Source organism: Streptomyces sp. NBC_01477, assembly GCF_036227245.1.
In the GTDB taxonomy this organism is placed as follows: domain Bacteria; phylum Actinomycetota; class Actinomycetes; order Streptomycetales; family Streptomycetaceae; genus Actinacidiphila.
This window is the reverse complement of sequence record NZ_CP109445.1, coordinates 1,818,852-1,832,852: the sequence shown is the minus strand read 5'-3', so window position 1 is coordinate 1,832,852 and position 14,001 is coordinate 1,818,852. Positions and strand designations below refer to the sequence as shown.

The window sequence follows — 14,001 nt, the reverse complement described above, 5'->3', positions numbered from 1 at the left end:
ACCGCGGCGGCGGCGGATCTCCACCAAATCTGCCCGCGCCGGTCACGGTCGCTCCACCCCCGGGGGTCTCCCGCGTCCCCTACGCCCCAGCCGGCCCGGCGGCTCACGGCAGCGGCCGGTGCAGCAGGTCGCCGCCGGCCAGAATGGCGTCGGCCAGCGCGTCGGCCGCCTCCTGCGCGTGTGAGTCCCGCCGGCCGTGCAGCAGGACGAAGTCCACCCCGCCGAGGTCCGGCAGCCCGCAGGCGCGCGCCTGCACCCGGACGAGACCGGCCGGAATCAGCCCTTGCGCATGCGCCATCACGCCCAGGCCCGCCCTGGCCGCCGCGACCAGACCGCTCAGCGACCCGCTGGTGCCGGCCACCTGCCACGCCCTGCCGTGCCGCTCCAGCACATCGAGCACCCTGGCCCGGGTCAGCCCCGGCGGCGGGAAGGCGATCAGCGGCACCGGCCGCCGCGGGTCGAGCCGCAGCCGCTCGCCCCCGATCCACACCAGCTTGTCCCGCCACACCAGCCGCCCCGGACCCTCAGGGCTGTGCCGTTTGGCCAGGCACAGGTCGAGCCCGCCCGCGTCGAGCCGCTGGTGCAGGGTGCCGGACAGCTCCACGGTCAGCTCCAGGTCCACCTCGGGGTGGTCGTGCCGAAAGCCCGCCAGGATCTCCGGCAGCCGGGTCGGCACGAAGTCCTCCGACACCCCGAACCGCAGCCGGCCGCGCAGCCGGGTGCCGGCGAAGAAGGCCGCCGCCCGCTCGTTGGACTCCAGGATCGGCCGGGCGAAGCCGAGCATGGCCTCGCCGTCCTCGGTCAGCTCCACCCCGTGGGTGTCCCGCAGGAACAGCCGGCAGCCCGCGGCCTCCTCCAGCCGCCGCACGTGCTGGCTGACCGTGGACTGCCGCAGCCCGAGCCGGTGCGCGGCCTGCGTGAAACTCAGCGTCTGCGCGACGGCAAGGAACGTACGCAACTGGGCCGGCTCGAACATGGCGGCACGTTATCGCGGTGCGTGATGGCAGTCAGGGCGGTAACCGGCCAACCTGATCGCGCGCCCTTGCGCCCGTACGCTGGACCGCGACCCGGCTCGTACGGCCGCCGTCGTCACAGCCGCAGGGCGGCCACCACCAGCACGGCGAGCGCCCACGAGGCGAAGAGCGCGTAGGCGAACAGCGGGCGGCCCCGGTCGCCGGCCCGCAGCTGCCGCAGCAGCACCCAGCAGAAGAACGCCGTCTCCGCGGCCCCGCCGGCGACACCCCAGGCGGGCCGCCGGATCCCGGCGATCACCGCCGCGGTCGCCGCCGTGTGCAGCACTCCCGCGGCCGGCACCACCCAGGAGTTCCTGCCCTGCCGCAGTCCCAGCCTGGTCAGGCCGTCCAGCCGTTCGACCCCCGGCCCGAACCGGGTCAGCGCGGCCAGCGCCGACGGCACCACTTCGAGCAGCAGCAGAACGGCCAGGACGGCACTCAGGGCGAACACGCCGGGCTCCTCGGTTCTGACGTACGGGCGTCGGGCCGGAAACGGCCGGCCGGCGACCGGCTCAGTGTGCCCGGTCGGACGCCAGTACGATACGGTCCTCGCCCGCGTAGACGTTCATCGAGTCGCCGCGCAGGAAGCCGACCAGCGTCAGGCCGCTCTCCCTGGCGAGGTCCACGGCCAGCGAGGACGGCGCCGAGACCGCAGCCAGCACCGGGATCCCGGCCATCACGGCCTTCTGCGCCAGCTCGAACGACGCCCGCCCCGACACCATCAGGATCCGGTCGGCCAGCGGCAGCAGCCCGTCCCGCAGCGCCCGCCCGACCAGCTTGTCCACCGCGTTGTGCCGCCCGACGTCCTCGCGGACGTCCAGCAGCTCACCGTCGGCGGAGAACAGCGCGGCGGCGTGCAGCCCGCCGGTCCTGTCGAAGACCGCCTGCCCGGCCCGCAGCCGCTCCGGCAGCACGGCCAGCAGCTCGGGCGTCAGCCACGGCTGCCCGCTGTCGGCGATCGGCAGCCGGGTCGTGGTGCGGACCGCGTCAAGGCTGGCCTTGCCGCACAACCCGCACGAGGAGGACGTGTAGACATTGCGCTCCAGGCTGATGTCGGGGACCGGCACCCCGCGCGCGAGCGTCACGTCCACCACGTTGTACGTGTTCCCGTCGTCCGCCGTCGCGCCCGCGCAGTAGACGACGTTCGCGACCTCGTGCGCGGCGGCGAGTACCCCCTCGCTGACCAGGAAACCGGTGGCCAGCGCGAAATCGTCGCCCGGCGTCCGCATGGTGATCGCCAGCGGGCGGCCGTTCAGCCGGATCTCCATCGGCTCCTCGGCGACCAGCGTGTCCGCCCGGTGGGAGGCCGCCCCGCCGCGGATCCGCAGCACCCGGCGCCTTTCGGTGGCCCGTCCCATCCGTCCTCAGTCCCTCCGTCGCCGTCCCCGCCCCCGGCCGTACCCCCCGCGACGGTGTCATAGGGTGATCGGGAATGTGCAGCTGTGCACCACGGACCTATCCAGGATGGCAGACCGAGATGAGCGACCAGCCGACCGCCGAGCGCAATCTGGTGGGTGATGAGCAGGCACTGCAGCGGCTCAGGGACCTGCGCGGCAGCATCGACAACCTGGACGCCGCCCTGGTGCACCTGCTCGCCGAGCGTTTCAAGTGCACCCAGCAGGTCGGCGAACTCAAGGCAGCCCACCACCTGCCGCCCGCCGACCCGGCCCGCGAGGCCGCGCAGATCTCCCGGCTGCGCCGCCTCGCCGAGGACGCCAGGCTCGACCCGGCGTTCGCCGAGAAGTTCCTGAACTTCATCATCGACGAGGTCGTCCGCCACCACCGCGCGATCGCCGCGCGCCCCCGTTCGGGCGGCGGGAATCGCAGGTGAGAAGCACCGCCGATCCTTGGTATCGTGGACCCTGTCACCACGACTTCGCGGTCGCGGCGGCACACCCGGTCCGGGTGGCGGAATGGCAGACGCGCTAGCTTGAGGTGCTAGTGCCCTTTATCGGGCGTGGGGGTTCAAGTCCCCCCTCGGACACCAGCAGAAAACCCCTGCGAGCAGGGGTTTTTCTGTTGTCCGGCCCGGCGTCGGTGCCGCGGCCCGGCTCCACGCCACAGACGTCCAGGCCCTTCGCGATGCTCCCGCCGCCGACGGCCACACGATCGTCTCCGCTCCGATCGGCGGCCCCTTCGGCCGGACCTTCACCTTCGCCGACCCCGGCGGCTGCCACGTCACGCCGCACGGCCGCGCCTGACAGGCCGAACGCCACCGGACAGTCACCGGCCCCCGCGGACCGCGACGGCGTGCAGCGGCCCTGCACCGGGTGCGCCGTCCCCCCCCTCGGACGCAGCAGAGGCCCCCCGGCGAGCCGGGGGTGGCGACGGCCTGCCCACCGGCAAGGACCGCGCCGACCAGCTCAAGGGCCTGGCGACCCCGCCGCCCGACAGCTCGGGCGGCTTCGACGTCAAGCCCTCGCACCTGCACTCACCTCCTACCGGGTGCGCGACGAGCAGTTCACGTACAACAGCGCCGCCAAGACCCTGATGGACGCCCTGTCGGGTCATGAGCAGCCGGCCGGCAACGGCAGCGGTCCCGACCAGCTCGCCGCCTCGTACGCCACGGTCGCCGCGCTCTTCTTCAAGGTCTGGGGCGACAGCGTGGCCAGCGTCGGCGGCGCCGCCGACGGCTTCACCGCGAGCGCGAACAACTACGCCGCCGCCGACTGGTACTCAAACCGCAAGCAGTACGGACCGCCGCCCAGCCCGCCGCCGGCCCGGCCCGGCTGGCGGGGGAGTTGCGCGAACTGCCGGCACTGGCGGCCGACGACGCCGACCTCGCGGGCGCGGTGGCCGAACTCGGCATGGAGGTGCAGCCGCCCGACCCGTACAGCGTCGGCGGCTGGCTGGCCCGGCTCGCCGACGAGGTCAGCGCGGGCCGGTGATCTCCGGCCCGCGGAGTGTGCCGAGCGGTTGTCCGGGGCCGGATCAGGGCAGTTCCGGCCGCCCGCCGACCACCGCCACCGCGGCGGCGCCCGCCCGGCAGCCCGCCGCCAGTGCGTCGGCGAGGCCGGCGCCCGCCAACCGGGCCGCGAGCAGCCCGCCGGTGAAGGCGTCGCCCGCGCCGGTGCTGTCGACCGCGGTGGCCGCCACCGCGGTCGTACGGGCGGTGACACGTCCGCCGTACGCGGCCAGCGCGCCGCCCGCGCCCAGCGTCACGACCACCGTGCCGCCGCGGCGGCTCAACTCGGCCGCGGCGGCGGCCGGTTCGTCCGCGCCGGACAGCAGCGCGGCCTCGGCGGCATTGGGCAGCAGCAGGTCGGTGCCCGACACGAGGCTGAGGAAGCGCGGCACACCGAGGCCGCGCAGGAAGCCCGCCGACGCCGGATCGACGCTCACCGGCAGACCGCGGGCACGGGCGGCCCCGCCGACCACGGCGGCCAGTTCGCGGCCCGGGTCGCAGAAGAACAGATAGCCGGACAGGTGGACATGGCCGACCCCGTCGAGCAGCGCGTCGTCCCAGTCGGCCGGGCCGAGCCGGAAGGCCGCGCCGCTGTCCGTGACCAGGGTGCGTTCCGCGGCGGCGTCGACCAGTGCGATCACCACCGCCGTGGGCTGCTCCTGGTCCACCCGCAGGACCGCCTCGACGCCCGCCGCCGCCAGGGCCGTACGGTGCCAGGCGGCGGAGTCCGCGCCCGCCCTGGCCAGCAGCCGCACGCCCCCGGGCGCCCCCTGGCGCGCCGCCCAGCACGCCACGTTCGCGCCCGCGCCGCCGGGCAGCACCGCGATACGGGCCGCCGTGTCGGTGTCCGCGGCCAGCGGCTCGGTGTGCCGGGCCACCACGTCGGTCACGACGTCGCCGACCACCAGCAGCCCGCGGCCCGCCCCGCTCACGGCCGCCGCGACCAGGCGACGGCGATCTCCCCGGCCAGTGCCACATTGCCGCGGACCGCGGCGAGATTCGCCTCGAGCGAGGCGCCCTCGGTGTGCTCGGTCAGATACGCCAGCAGGAAGGGCGTGATCGCCTGCCCGGTGACCCCCTCGCGGTCCACCGCCGCCAGCGCCTCCGCGAGAACCCGGTCGTGCAGGCCGCGGTCCAGCTGGCTCCCGGCCGGGACCGGGTTGGCGACGATCAGCGCCGACTCGTGTCCGCCGAGCGCGTCCTGGCCGCGCATCACCGCGGCCACCTCCCTCGCGTCCCGCACCGTCCAGTCCACCGGCTCGCCGGAGTCGGTCAGATAGAAGCCGGGGAAGCGGTCGGTACGGAAGCCGAGCACGCCGACGCCCAGGGTTTCGAGGCGCTGGAGCGTCGCGGGGACGTCCAGGATCGACTTCACGCCCGCGCACACCACGGTGATCCGGGTACGGGCCAGCAGCGGCAGGTCGGCCGACTCGTCCTGGACGTCCCCCCAGCCGCGGTGCACCCCGCCGAGGCCCCCGGTGCCGAACACCCGGATGCCCGCGCGGGCCGCCAGGAAGGCCGTGCCCGACACCGTCGTCGCCCCGCTCACGCCGGCCGCCATCGCCGGCGCCAGGTCGCGGAAGCCGAGCTTGCGCATGTCCGGGTCCCGGGCGACCCGCTCGACCTCGCCCTCGGTCAGCCCGACCCGGGGCACACCGTCGATCACCGCGACGGTGGCCGGTACGGCGCCCGCCTTCCTGACGATCTCCTCCAGCTCCTGGGCGACCCGCAGATTGCGCGGCCGGGGGAGGCCGTGCGCGATGATCGTCGACTCCAGCGCCACGATGGGCCGGCGCCGGCTGAGGGCTTCCGCGACCTCGGGCGAGGTCACGATCCCGGCCGGGCCTTGTCCCGCACCACGTTTCTCCATGCCCCCTACCTGGCGCTTTCCGGGTGGCCCCAAACATCTCCCGTGCGGGGCTCGCGGGGGCTGTGGCCCCCGGGTCCGCTGTGCGCCTGGCGCGTGGCCCTGGGCGAGTGCCCCTTGCGGTGCGTGGCCCTGGGCGAGTGCCCCTTGCGGTGCGTGCTTGTCCGCGGCGCCGCGGCGGCTTGTCGCGCAGTTCCCCGCGCCCCTGGGCGGCGCCGTCCGACGCGGCGGGGGCGAACCGTGTCCGGGGCGATTTGGTGCGGGCGGGGGGAGGCCGTAGAGTGGGGTTCACCGACGCGGGGTGGAGCAGCTCGGTAGCTCGCTGGGCTCATAACCCAGAGGTCGCAGGTTCAAATCCTGTCCCCGCTACCAATGGGAAGGACCCGGTGCCATCAGGCACCGGGTCCTTCGCCGTGCTCGGGGTCAGTGGCGCCGCTGCTTGGGGCGCCGCTCGACCGGTGGGTAGGGTGGAACGTCGCGGCCCGGCTGGTAGCGCGCCCCCTGCCGCATGTGCCGGACGACGATCACGCAGTCCGCCGCCGCTATCGCGGCGATCACCGCGCAGAGCGCCGCCCAGCCGGGCTGGGCGAAGAGCGCGAAGCCGATGGCCGCCCCGATTCCCCAGACCACCCCGCACACGGCGAGTCCGAGCCGCAGCCGCAGTGGGCTGCGGGCCTGTGTCGGTTCGTATCCGGTTCTGCGCATCAGGCGGCCCCCTCTCCCTTCCAGCATCCACCCTGGGCGGGCCGGACGAAACCGCTGCGGAAGGGCCGCCGCGCGGTCAGGCCGCCGGGCCGGGGTCGCGGAGCACCTGGTCGAGCACCGCGGCCCACTGGCGGACGATACGGCCGCGCCGGACCGAGTCGTCGCTGAGCAGATTCGCCAGGCCCAGTCCGCGCGCCATGTCCAGGGTCGCCTGTACGGTCTCGCGCACCCCGGGCCGCGACTCGTCGGCGCCGAGGAAGTCGACGGCCAGGCGGTGCGCCTCGCGGCCGATCCGGGCTTCGAGCGCGGTCACCCCGGGCCGCAGCCGCTCCTCCGCGGTGGCCGCCGTCCACAGGTGCAGCGCGGCCCGGAAGAGCGGCCCGGTGTGCACGGCCACCAGCATGTCGACCACCGCGTACGTGCGGCCGGGGCCTTCGCGGGGCAGCGCGCGGGCGTGCTCGCGCACCGCGGTCAGCCACTGTTCCGCCATGTGCGCGATGGCCGCGGTGAAGAGTTCCTCACGGGTGGGGAAGTGGTGCTGCGCGGCGCCCCTGGAGACCCCGGCGCGGGCGCAGACGACCGCGACCGTACTGCCCGACCAGCCGTGTTCCGCCAGGCAGGAGACCGCCGCCTCCAGGATGCGCAGCCGGGTGGCGCGGCTGCGGTCCTGTTTGGGGAAGCGGTCGGCGGCCGGGGTCACAGCGCCCATGGCGGGTCCCGGCGCTCCAGCGCGGCCCTGATGCCCTCGGCGGCCTCCGCCGACTCGAAGAGCCGGCCGCTCTGCTCCTGCCGGGCGGACGCCTCGGCGGCGATCCGCTCCCTGAGCAGGGCCGTCGTGATCTCCTTGGACGCAGCGAGCCCCTGCGGCGAGGATGCCCGAAGCCCGGCCAGGATGCCGTCGAGCGCGGTGTCCCAGGCGGTGACCAGGCCGATCCTGACCGCCTCCGCGGTGTCGAAGGGCTCCCCGGTGAGCAGATAGCGCTCCGCGGCCCGCCGGTCGGTCCGCGCCAGCACCGGGATGGAGGCCACGGACGCGGCCAGCCCGAGGCGTACCTCGGTGAAGGCGAAGGTGGCCGCGCTGCCGGCCACCGCGATGTCGCAGGCCGCGAGCAGCCCGAGGCCGCCCGCCCGCACGTGCCCGTCGGCCCGCGCCACCACCGGCTTGGACAGGGTGGCGATCCGCTCGATCAGGCCGACCAGCAGCCCCGGGCCGCGGTGGATGCCGTCGGCCTTGAGGTCGGCGCCCGAGCAGAAGGTGCCGCCGGTGTGGGTGAGCAGTACGGCCCTGACGCCCGGGTCGGCGTCCGCGGTGTCCAGGACGTCGGTCAGCTCTGCGATCAGCGCGGCGGACAGGGCGTTGCGGTTGTGCGGGGAGTCCAGGGTGAGGACGGTGATGGCGCGGTCGGTGTCCCGGCGCACCAGAGGCGCGGTGGTCACGGCGGATCCCTTCACGTCGGGCGGCGGGCGGTGCCCGCCTGCGGCCTTTTCCGCGGGCGGGCGGTCAGTATGGACCAGGCCGGTCAGTACGACTTCGGCAGCCCCAGGCTGTGGTGCGAGACGAAGTTGAGGATCATCTCCCGGCTGACCGGCGCGATCCGGCCCACCCGGGAGGCGGTGAGCAGCGAGGCGAGGCCGTACTCACTGGTCAGGCCGTTGCCGCCGAGGGTGTGCACGGCCTGGTCGACGGCCTTCGCGCCCGCTTCCGCCGCCGCGTACTTGGCCATGTTCGCGGCCTCGCCCGCGCCCATGTCGTCGCCGGCGTCGTAGAGGTACGCGGCCTTCTGCATCATCAGCCGGGCCAGCTCCAGCTCGATGTGGGCCTGCGCCAGCGGGTGGGCGATGGCCTGGTGGCTGCCGATCGGCGCGGACCACACCTGGCGGGTACGGGCGTAGTCCACGGCGCGGTCGAGGGCGTAGCGGCCCATGCCGAGGGAGAAGGCGGCGGTCATGATCCGCTCGGGATTGAGCCCGGCGAAGAGCTGGAGCAGGCCCGCGTCCTCGTCGCCGACCAAGGCGTCGGCGGGCAGCGCCACATCGTCCAGGAAGAGCTGGAACTGCTTCTCGGGCGCGGACAGTTCCATGTCGATCTGCCGGAAGTCGAAGCCGGGGGTCTCCCGGTCGACGAGGAAGAGGCACGGCTTGAGCCGGCCGGTGCGGGCGTCCTCGGTGCGGCCGACGATCAAGGTGGCGTCGGCGATGTCGACGCCGGAGACGAAGACCTTGCGGCCGGTCAGCAGCCAGCCGCCGGTGCCGGGGTCGCGGCGGGCGGTGGTGGTGATGCGGTGCGAGTTGGAGCCCGCGTCCGGCTCGGTGATACCGAACGCGATACGCAGCGAGCCGTCCGCGAGCCCCGGCAGCCAGCGCCGCCGCTGCGCGTCGGTGCCGAATCTGGCGATGACCGTGCCGCAGATGGCGGGGGAGACGATGAGCAGCAGCAGCGGACAGCCCGCCGCGCCCAACTCCTCCAGCACGATCGACAGTTCGGCGAGCCCGCCGCCTCCGCCGCCGTACTCCGCGGGCAGGTTGACGCCGAGGTAGCCCAGGCCGCCCGCCTCCTGCCACAGCTCGTCTGTCTGCTTGCCCGCCTTGACGGCCGCGGTGAAGTAGTCGCGGCCGTAGCGGCGGCCGAGCGCGCCGACGGCCTTGCGCAGGGCGCGCCGCTCCTCGGTCTCCAGCAGGGCGCTGTCGAAGGTGCTGCGGACGGTGCTCATGGTCCTGTCTCCTCCTTGACGACGGCGAGTACGGCGCCGAGTTCGACCTGGCGGCCCACGTCGGCGGTGAGTTCGAGCAGCGTCCCCGCGGCCGGGGCGGCGATCACGTGCTCCATCTTCATCGCCTCGAGCCACAGCAGCGGCTGCCCCGCCTCGACCCGGTCGCCGGGGCCGAACCCGGCGGTCCTGACGACGGTGCCGGGCATCGGCGCCCGCAGCGAGCCGGGCGCGGCGGACTGCCCGGGGTCAGGGAAACGCGGCAGGACGGTGAAGGCGGCGGACCCGAACGGCGAGTCCACGAAGGTCCGTTCCGGGTGCGCGGCGACCTCGAACGTCCGCCGGACACCGTCGATCTCCAGTGCCACCCGGTCGGCCGCGGCGCTCACCAGCCGGACACCGTCGAAGCCCTCGGCGCTCAGGCCGTCCCGGTCCAGCCGGTAGCGGATGTCGTACGCCCGCCCGCCCGGCTCGCTCACGAAGCGCTTCAGCTGCGGCTGCGACGGGACGTTCCGCCAGCCGCCCAGGCGTACCGGTACCGGCGCCCCGGCCGCCCCCGTACGCCGGGCCGCGTCCGCGAGCGCCACGGCCAGCGCGGCGAAGCGCTCGGCGTCCCCGGGACCGGAGCCGGAGCCGTCGGAGCCGTCGGAGCCGGAGGTGAGGCCGAGGTCGGCGGCATGGCGTTCGAGGAAGGCCGTGTCGAGCCGCGCGGCGGCGAAGTCCGGGTGCCGCAGCGCGCGGACCAGCAGGTCCCGGTTGGTGACCGGGCCGTGCAGCCGGGCCCGCTCCAGGGCGTGCGCGAGCCGCCGTACGGCCTCGGCGCGGGTCGGCGCCCAGGCGATCAGCTTGGCCAGCATCGGGTCGTAGTGCACCCCGATCCGCTCCCCGCCGGTCACCCCGGAATCCAGCCGCAGCCCCGCCTCGCGCCCCGGCGGCACCGAGAAGTGCGCGTCCACGCCCGGCACGTCGAGCCGGTGCAGCGCGCCCGGCTGCGGCTGCCAGCCGCGCGCCGGGTCCTCCGCGCACAGCCGGGCCTCCACCGCGTGCCCGCGCGGCAGCGGCGGGTCCTGCGGCAGGGCGGTGCCCTCGGCGATCCGGATCTGCCAGGCCACCAGATCGAGCCCGGTGACGCACTCGGTGACCGGATGCTCCACCTGGAGACGGGTGTTCATCTCCAGGAAGTACGGGCGGCCGTCCGCCGAGACCAGGAACTCGGCGGTGCCCGCGCCCCGGTAGCCGATCGAGCCGGCCGCGCGCACCGCCGCCTCGTGCAGCGCGGTACGCAGCTCGCCGGTCAGGCCGGGCGCCGGGGTCTCCTCGATCACCTTCTGGTGCCGCCGTTGCAGCGAGCAGTCCCGCTCACCGAGCACCCACACCGTGCCGTGCGCGTCGGCGAGCAGCTGCACCTCGACATGCCGGGCGCCCTCCACATACGGCTCGACGAAGACCTCGCCGTCACCGAACGCCGCCGCGGCCTCGGCCCGCGCCGCCGCCAACTCCCCCTCCAGGGAGGCCACGTCGCGGACCACCCGCATCCCGCGCCCGCCGCCGCCCGCCGCCGCCTTCACCAGCAGCGGCAGATCCGCCGCCGTCACCGCCGCCGGGTCGAGCGCGGCGAAGACCGGCACACCGGCCGCGGCCATCAGCTCCTTCGCCCGGGTCTTGGACCCCATCGCCTCGACCGCGGCGGCCGGCGGACCGATCCACACCAGCCCCGCCGCCGTCACCGCCCGCGCGAAGTCCGCGTTCTCCGACAGGAAGCCGTACCCCGGGTGCACGGCGTCGGCGCCCGCCGACAGGGCCGCGGCCACCAGCAGGTCCGCCCGCAGATACGTGTCCGCGGGCGCGTCGCCGGGCAGCCGTACGGCGGCGTCCGCCTCGATGACGTGCGCGGCGGCAGCGTCGGCGTCGGAATGCACCGCGACCGTGGCGATGCCCAGCTCGCGGCAGGTGCGGAAGACCCGCCGGGCGATCTCGCCCCGGTTGGCCACCAGTACAGAACCGATCGGCGTGCCCATCGGCCCGCCCCCTCCCCATCACCGACGGACGCCCGTCGCCTGTGGACACCCCGTCACATACGGAAGACCCCGAAACCGCCGCGCGCACCCTCCACCGGCGCCCCGTGCACGGCCGACAGGCACAGGCCGAGCACCGTACGGGTGTCGCGCGGGTCGATCACACCGTCGTCGTAGAGCCGCCCCGACAAGAACATCGGCAGCGACTCCGCCTCGATCTGCTGCTCCACCGCGGCCCGCAGCCCGGCGTCCGCGTCCTCGTCGTACGGCAGCCCGCGTGCCGCGGCGGACTGCCGGGCGACGATCGACAGCACACCGGCGAGCTGACTCGGCCCCATCACCGCGGACTTGGCGCTCGGCCAGGAGAACAGGAAGCGCGGCTCGAAGGCCCGCCCGCACATCCCGTAGTGCCCGGCACCGTAACTGGCGCCCATCAGCACCGAGATGTGCGGGACCCGCGAGTTGGACACCGCGTTGATCATCATCGCGCCGTGCTTGATGATGCCGCCCTGCTCGTACTGCTTGCCGACCATGTAGCCGGTGGTGTTGTGCAGGAACAGCAGCGGAATGTCGCGCTGGTTGGCCAACTGGATGAACTGCGCGGCCTTCTGCGACTCGGCGCTGAACAGCACGCCCTGCGCATTGGCCAGGATGCCCACCGGATAGCCGTGCACCTCGGCCCAGCCGGTCGCCAGACTCGGCCCGTACAGCGGCTTGAACTCGTCGAAGGCCGAGCCGTCCGCGATCCGTACGACCACCTCGCGCGGGTCGAACGGGGTGCGCAGATCGCCCGGCACGATGCCCAGCAGGTCCGCCGCGTCGAAGAGCGGCGGCGCCGGGTCGGGGCGCGGACCGGGCCCGGGCTTGCGGAGGTTGAGCCGGGCGACCACCCGGCGGGCGGTACGCAGCGCGTCCGGCTCGTCCAGCGCGAAGTGGTCCGCGAGGCCGGAGATCCTGGCGTGCATGTCGGCGCCGCCCAGCGACTCGTCGTCGCTCTCCTCGCCGGTGGCCATCTTCACCAGCGGCGGGCCGCCGAGGAAGACCTTCGCGCGCTCCTTGACCATGATCACGTGGTCCGACATCCCCGGGATGTAGGCGCCGCCCGCGGTCGAATTGCCGAAGACCACCGCGATCGTCGGGATGCCGGCCGCCGACAGCCGGGTCAGATCGCGGAAGAGGGCGCCGCCCGGGATGAAGATCTCCTTCTGGCTGGGCAGATCGGCGCCGCCGGACTCCACCAGGCTCACCACCGGCAGCCGGTTGGCGAAGGCGATCTCGTTGGCCCGCAGCGCCTTCTTCAGCGTCCACGGATTGCTCGAACCGCCGCGCACGGTCGGGTCGTTGGCGGTCACCACGCATTCGGTGCCCTCGATCACCCCGATCCCGGTGACCAGGGACGCGCCGGTGGCGAAGTCGCTGCCCCACGCGGCGAGCGGGGACAGCTCCAGGAAGGGCGTGTCCGGGTCGAGCAGCAGCTCGACACGCTCCCGGGCCAGCAGTTTGCCGCGGGCGCGGTGCCGGTCCTGGTACTTCCGCCCGCCGCCCGCCAGCGCGTCGGTGTGCGCCGCGGCCAGCTCGGCGAGGCGGGCGGTCATCGCGGCGGCGCGCTCGGCGAAGTCCGGGCCGCCGGTGTCGAGGGCGGTCATCGGTCCGCCCCCTTCGACGGCGACCGGCTGCCGCCCGGCGGCCCCGCGAAGGCCTGCGCGACCGACAGCCAGGCGTCGGCGTCGGGGCCTTCCGCCCGTACGGCCACGTCGTCGCGGTGCCTGCGGCGTACCGCGAGCAGGCAGAAGTCCAGCGCGGGCCCGGTCACCCGCTGGTCGGCGTCCGCCGGGCCGAAGGTCCACAACGTGCCGTCGGGGGCGGTCAGTTCGACCCGGAACTCCTCGGCGGGCGCGGGCCGCCCGTGCACCGCGAAGGCGAAGTCCCGTGCGCGTACGCCGATCCGGGCGACATGCCACAGCCGGGCGGTCGGCTCCCGCCGCACCCCGAGGGTGTCCGCGATGTCCTCGCCGTGCGCCCAGGTCTCCATCAGTCGGCCCGTCGCCATCGACGCGGTGCTCATCGGCGGCCCGTACCACCCGAAGCGGGAGCCGGGCGGCTGCGCCGCGAGTACCTCCCACAACCGGGCGCGGCCCGCACGCCACTGCGCCAGCAGTTCGCCGGGCGGCAGCCAGGCGCCCTGCTCGGCGCCCTCGTCGACGTACGTGCCGAAGCGCGCCGCGGCGGACGCGGTCTCGCGGGCGAAGGTGTCCGGGTCGGTGACCGCCAGCAGGGCGCGGGCGTCGGTCCAGGCCAGGTGGGCGATCTGGTGCGCGATCGTCCAGCCCTCGGCCGGGGTCGGCCGCGCCCACGCGTCGGGCTCCAGCCCGGCCACGAGGGTGTCGAGCCCTGCGGTCTCGGCGGCCAGGTCGTCCAGGACGGGCGTTTGCATGGGCGGCGCTCCCCGCGTAGGCGTGGGACGAGCGTGGCAGGGCGGCTTGAATCATTCAAGCCCGCACGCTTGATTTTCGGCTCCTCGGCGGTCGGCGGGCCCCCTCGTCGCGGGCCGGGCCACGCGCCCCCGGGCTGCCACTTGCGGTGGGCTTCGCACCTGCGGTGCGTCGTGGCCGGCCGCGCAGTTCCCCGCGCCCCTGCGGGGATGCCTCATGCGGTGGCGTGCTTGCCTGCGGCTGCGTGGGGGCCGGCCGCGCAGTTCCTCGCGCCCCTTGGGGTGGTGGCTGTCCGTTTCCACGCGACGGTTCGTCGTGGCTTGTCGCGCAGTTCCCCGCGCCCCTGGATGGCGTGC

At 74.8% G+C, this 14,001-nt stretch carries 15 protein-coding genes, 2 tRNA genes and 1 pseudogene; 5 read left to right on the top strand and 13 right to left on the bottom strand.

The annotated features are described in order from the left end of the window. Positions 1-103 precede the first annotated feature (103 nt). From OHA86_RS07135 to fdhD, 3 genes are all read right to left on the bottom strand, one after another. A complete protein-coding gene (locus OHA86_RS07135) occupies positions 104-976 on the bottom strand; it encodes a LysR family transcriptional regulator (RefSeq protein ID WP_329173433.1) in 873 nt (290 codons plus the stop codon). Between the two features lie 113 nt (positions 977-1,089). After that, positions 1,090-1,464 (bottom strand): hypothetical protein, encoded by a 375-nt coding sequence (locus OHA86_RS07130; RefSeq protein ID WP_329173431.1) that lies wholly within the window; start codon positions 1,462-1,464, stop codon positions 1,090-1,092. Positions 1,465-1,525: 61 nt separating this feature from the next. After that, positions 1,526-2,371 carry a formate dehydrogenase accessory sulfurtransferase FdhD gene (fdhD, locus tag OHA86_RS07125; protein ID WP_329173429.1) on the bottom strand — a complete coding sequence of 282 codons (846 nt, stop codon included), beginning with the start codon at positions 2,369-2,371 and terminating at the stop codon, positions 1,526-1,528. A 119-nt stretch (positions 2,372-2,490) separates the two neighbouring features. On the opposite strand from fdhD, the gene OHA86_RS07120 reads away from it, so the two are divergent. The 3 genes and pseudogenes from OHA86_RS07120 to OHA86_RS07110 all read left to right on the top strand — a co-directional run. After that, positions 2,491-2,844, top strand: coding sequence for a chorismate mutase (locus tag OHA86_RS07120; RefSeq protein ID WP_329173427.1), 354 nt, complete (start codon positions 2,491-2,493; stop codon positions 2,842-2,844). Positions 2,845-2,912: 68 nt separating this feature from the next. Beyond that, positions 2,913-3,000: transfer RNA gene (locus OHA86_RS07115), tRNA-Leu, on the top strand. A gap of 28 nt (positions 3,001-3,028) precedes the next feature. Next, positions 3,029-3,214, top strand: a pseudogene (locus tag OHA86_RS07110) (VOC family protein); the annotation flags it as partial. A 306-nt stretch (positions 3,215-3,520) separates the two neighbouring features. Here OHA86_RS07110 and OHA86_RS07105 read toward each other — a convergent pair. Beyond that, positions 3,521-3,667: a hypothetical protein gene (locus OHA86_RS07105; protein WP_329173426.1), complete on the bottom strand. Its 147-nt coding sequence runs from the start codon at positions 3,665-3,667 to the stop codon at positions 3,521-3,523. An 87-nt stretch (positions 3,668-3,754) separates the two neighbouring features. On the opposite strand from OHA86_RS07105, the gene OHA86_RS07100 reads away from it, so the two are divergent. Next, complete coding sequence (locus OHA86_RS07100) at positions 3,755-3,901, top strand: hypothetical protein (protein ID WP_329173425.1); 147 nt, start codon at positions 3,755-3,757, stop codon at positions 3,899-3,901. Between the two features lie 43 nt (positions 3,902-3,944). Here the strand turns inward: OHA86_RS07100 and OHA86_RS07095 are convergent, their stop codons facing one another. Both OHA86_RS07095 and OHA86_RS07090 read right to left on the bottom strand, forming a co-directional pair. After that, a complete protein-coding gene (locus OHA86_RS07095; protein WP_329173424.1) occupies positions 3,945-4,850 on the bottom strand; it encodes a carbohydrate kinase family protein in 906 nt (301 codons plus the stop codon). Next, the gene (locus OHA86_RS07090) at positions 4,847-5,788 is read right to left on the bottom strand and encodes a pseudouridine-5'-phosphate glycosidase (protein ID WP_329173423.1); all 942 of its coding nucleotides are present in this window, start codon (positions 5,786-5,788) and stop codon (positions 4,847-4,849) included. The genes OHA86_RS07095 and OHA86_RS07090 overlap by 4 nt, the downstream gene beginning before the upstream one ends. A 292-nt stretch (positions 5,789-6,080) precedes the next feature. Here OHA86_RS07090 and OHA86_RS07085 point away from each other — a divergent pair. Further along, positions 6,081-6,157, top strand: a tRNA-Met gene (locus tag OHA86_RS07085). 51 nt (positions 6,158-6,208) lie between these two features. Here the strand turns inward: OHA86_RS07085 and OHA86_RS07080 are convergent. From OHA86_RS07080 to OHA86_RS07050, 7 genes are all read right to left on the bottom strand, one after another. Further along, the gene (locus OHA86_RS07080; protein ID WP_329173421.1) at positions 6,209-6,490 is read right to left on the bottom strand and encodes a DUF6343 family protein; all 282 of its coding nucleotides are present in this window, start codon (positions 6,488-6,490) and stop codon (positions 6,209-6,211) included. A gap of 76 nt (positions 6,491-6,566) precedes the next feature. Continuing rightward, on the bottom strand, positions 6,567-7,199 hold the full coding sequence (locus OHA86_RS07075) for a TetR/AcrR family transcriptional regulator (RefSeq protein ID WP_329173420.1): 633 nt from the start codon (positions 7,197-7,199) through the stop codon (positions 6,567-6,569). Continuing rightward, positions 7,187-7,927: an enoyl-CoA hydratase family protein gene (locus tag OHA86_RS07070; RefSeq protein ID WP_329173419.1), complete on the bottom strand. Its 741-nt coding sequence runs from the start codon at positions 7,925-7,927 to the stop codon at positions 7,187-7,189. The genes OHA86_RS07075 and OHA86_RS07070 overlap by 13 nt, the downstream gene beginning before the upstream one ends. Positions 7,928-8,010: 83 nt before the next feature. Next, positions 8,011-9,201 (bottom strand): acyl-CoA dehydrogenase family protein, encoded by a 1,191-nt coding sequence (locus OHA86_RS07065; RefSeq protein ID WP_329173418.1) that lies wholly within the window; start codon positions 9,199-9,201, stop codon positions 8,011-8,013. Further along, complete coding sequence (locus OHA86_RS07060) at positions 9,198-11,216, bottom strand: acetyl/propionyl/methylcrotonyl-CoA carboxylase subunit alpha (protein ID WP_329173417.1); 2,019 nt, start codon at positions 11,214-11,216, stop codon at positions 9,198-9,200. Before OHA86_RS07060 ends, OHA86_RS07065 begins: the two co-directional genes overlap by 4 nt. Before the next feature lie 53 nt (positions 11,217-11,269). Next, a complete protein-coding gene (locus tag OHA86_RS07055; protein ID WP_329173416.1) occupies positions 11,270-12,859 on the bottom strand; it encodes an acyl-CoA carboxylase subunit beta in 1,590 nt (529 codons plus the stop codon). After that, positions 12,856-13,647 carry a TIGR03084 family metal-binding protein gene (locus OHA86_RS07050; RefSeq protein ID WP_329173415.1) on the bottom strand — a complete coding sequence of 264 codons (792 nt, stop codon included), beginning with the start codon at positions 13,645-13,647 and terminating at the stop codon, positions 12,856-12,858. Before OHA86_RS07050 ends, OHA86_RS07055 begins: the two co-directional genes overlap by 4 nt. Positions 13,648-14,001: the final 354 nt, after the last annotated feature.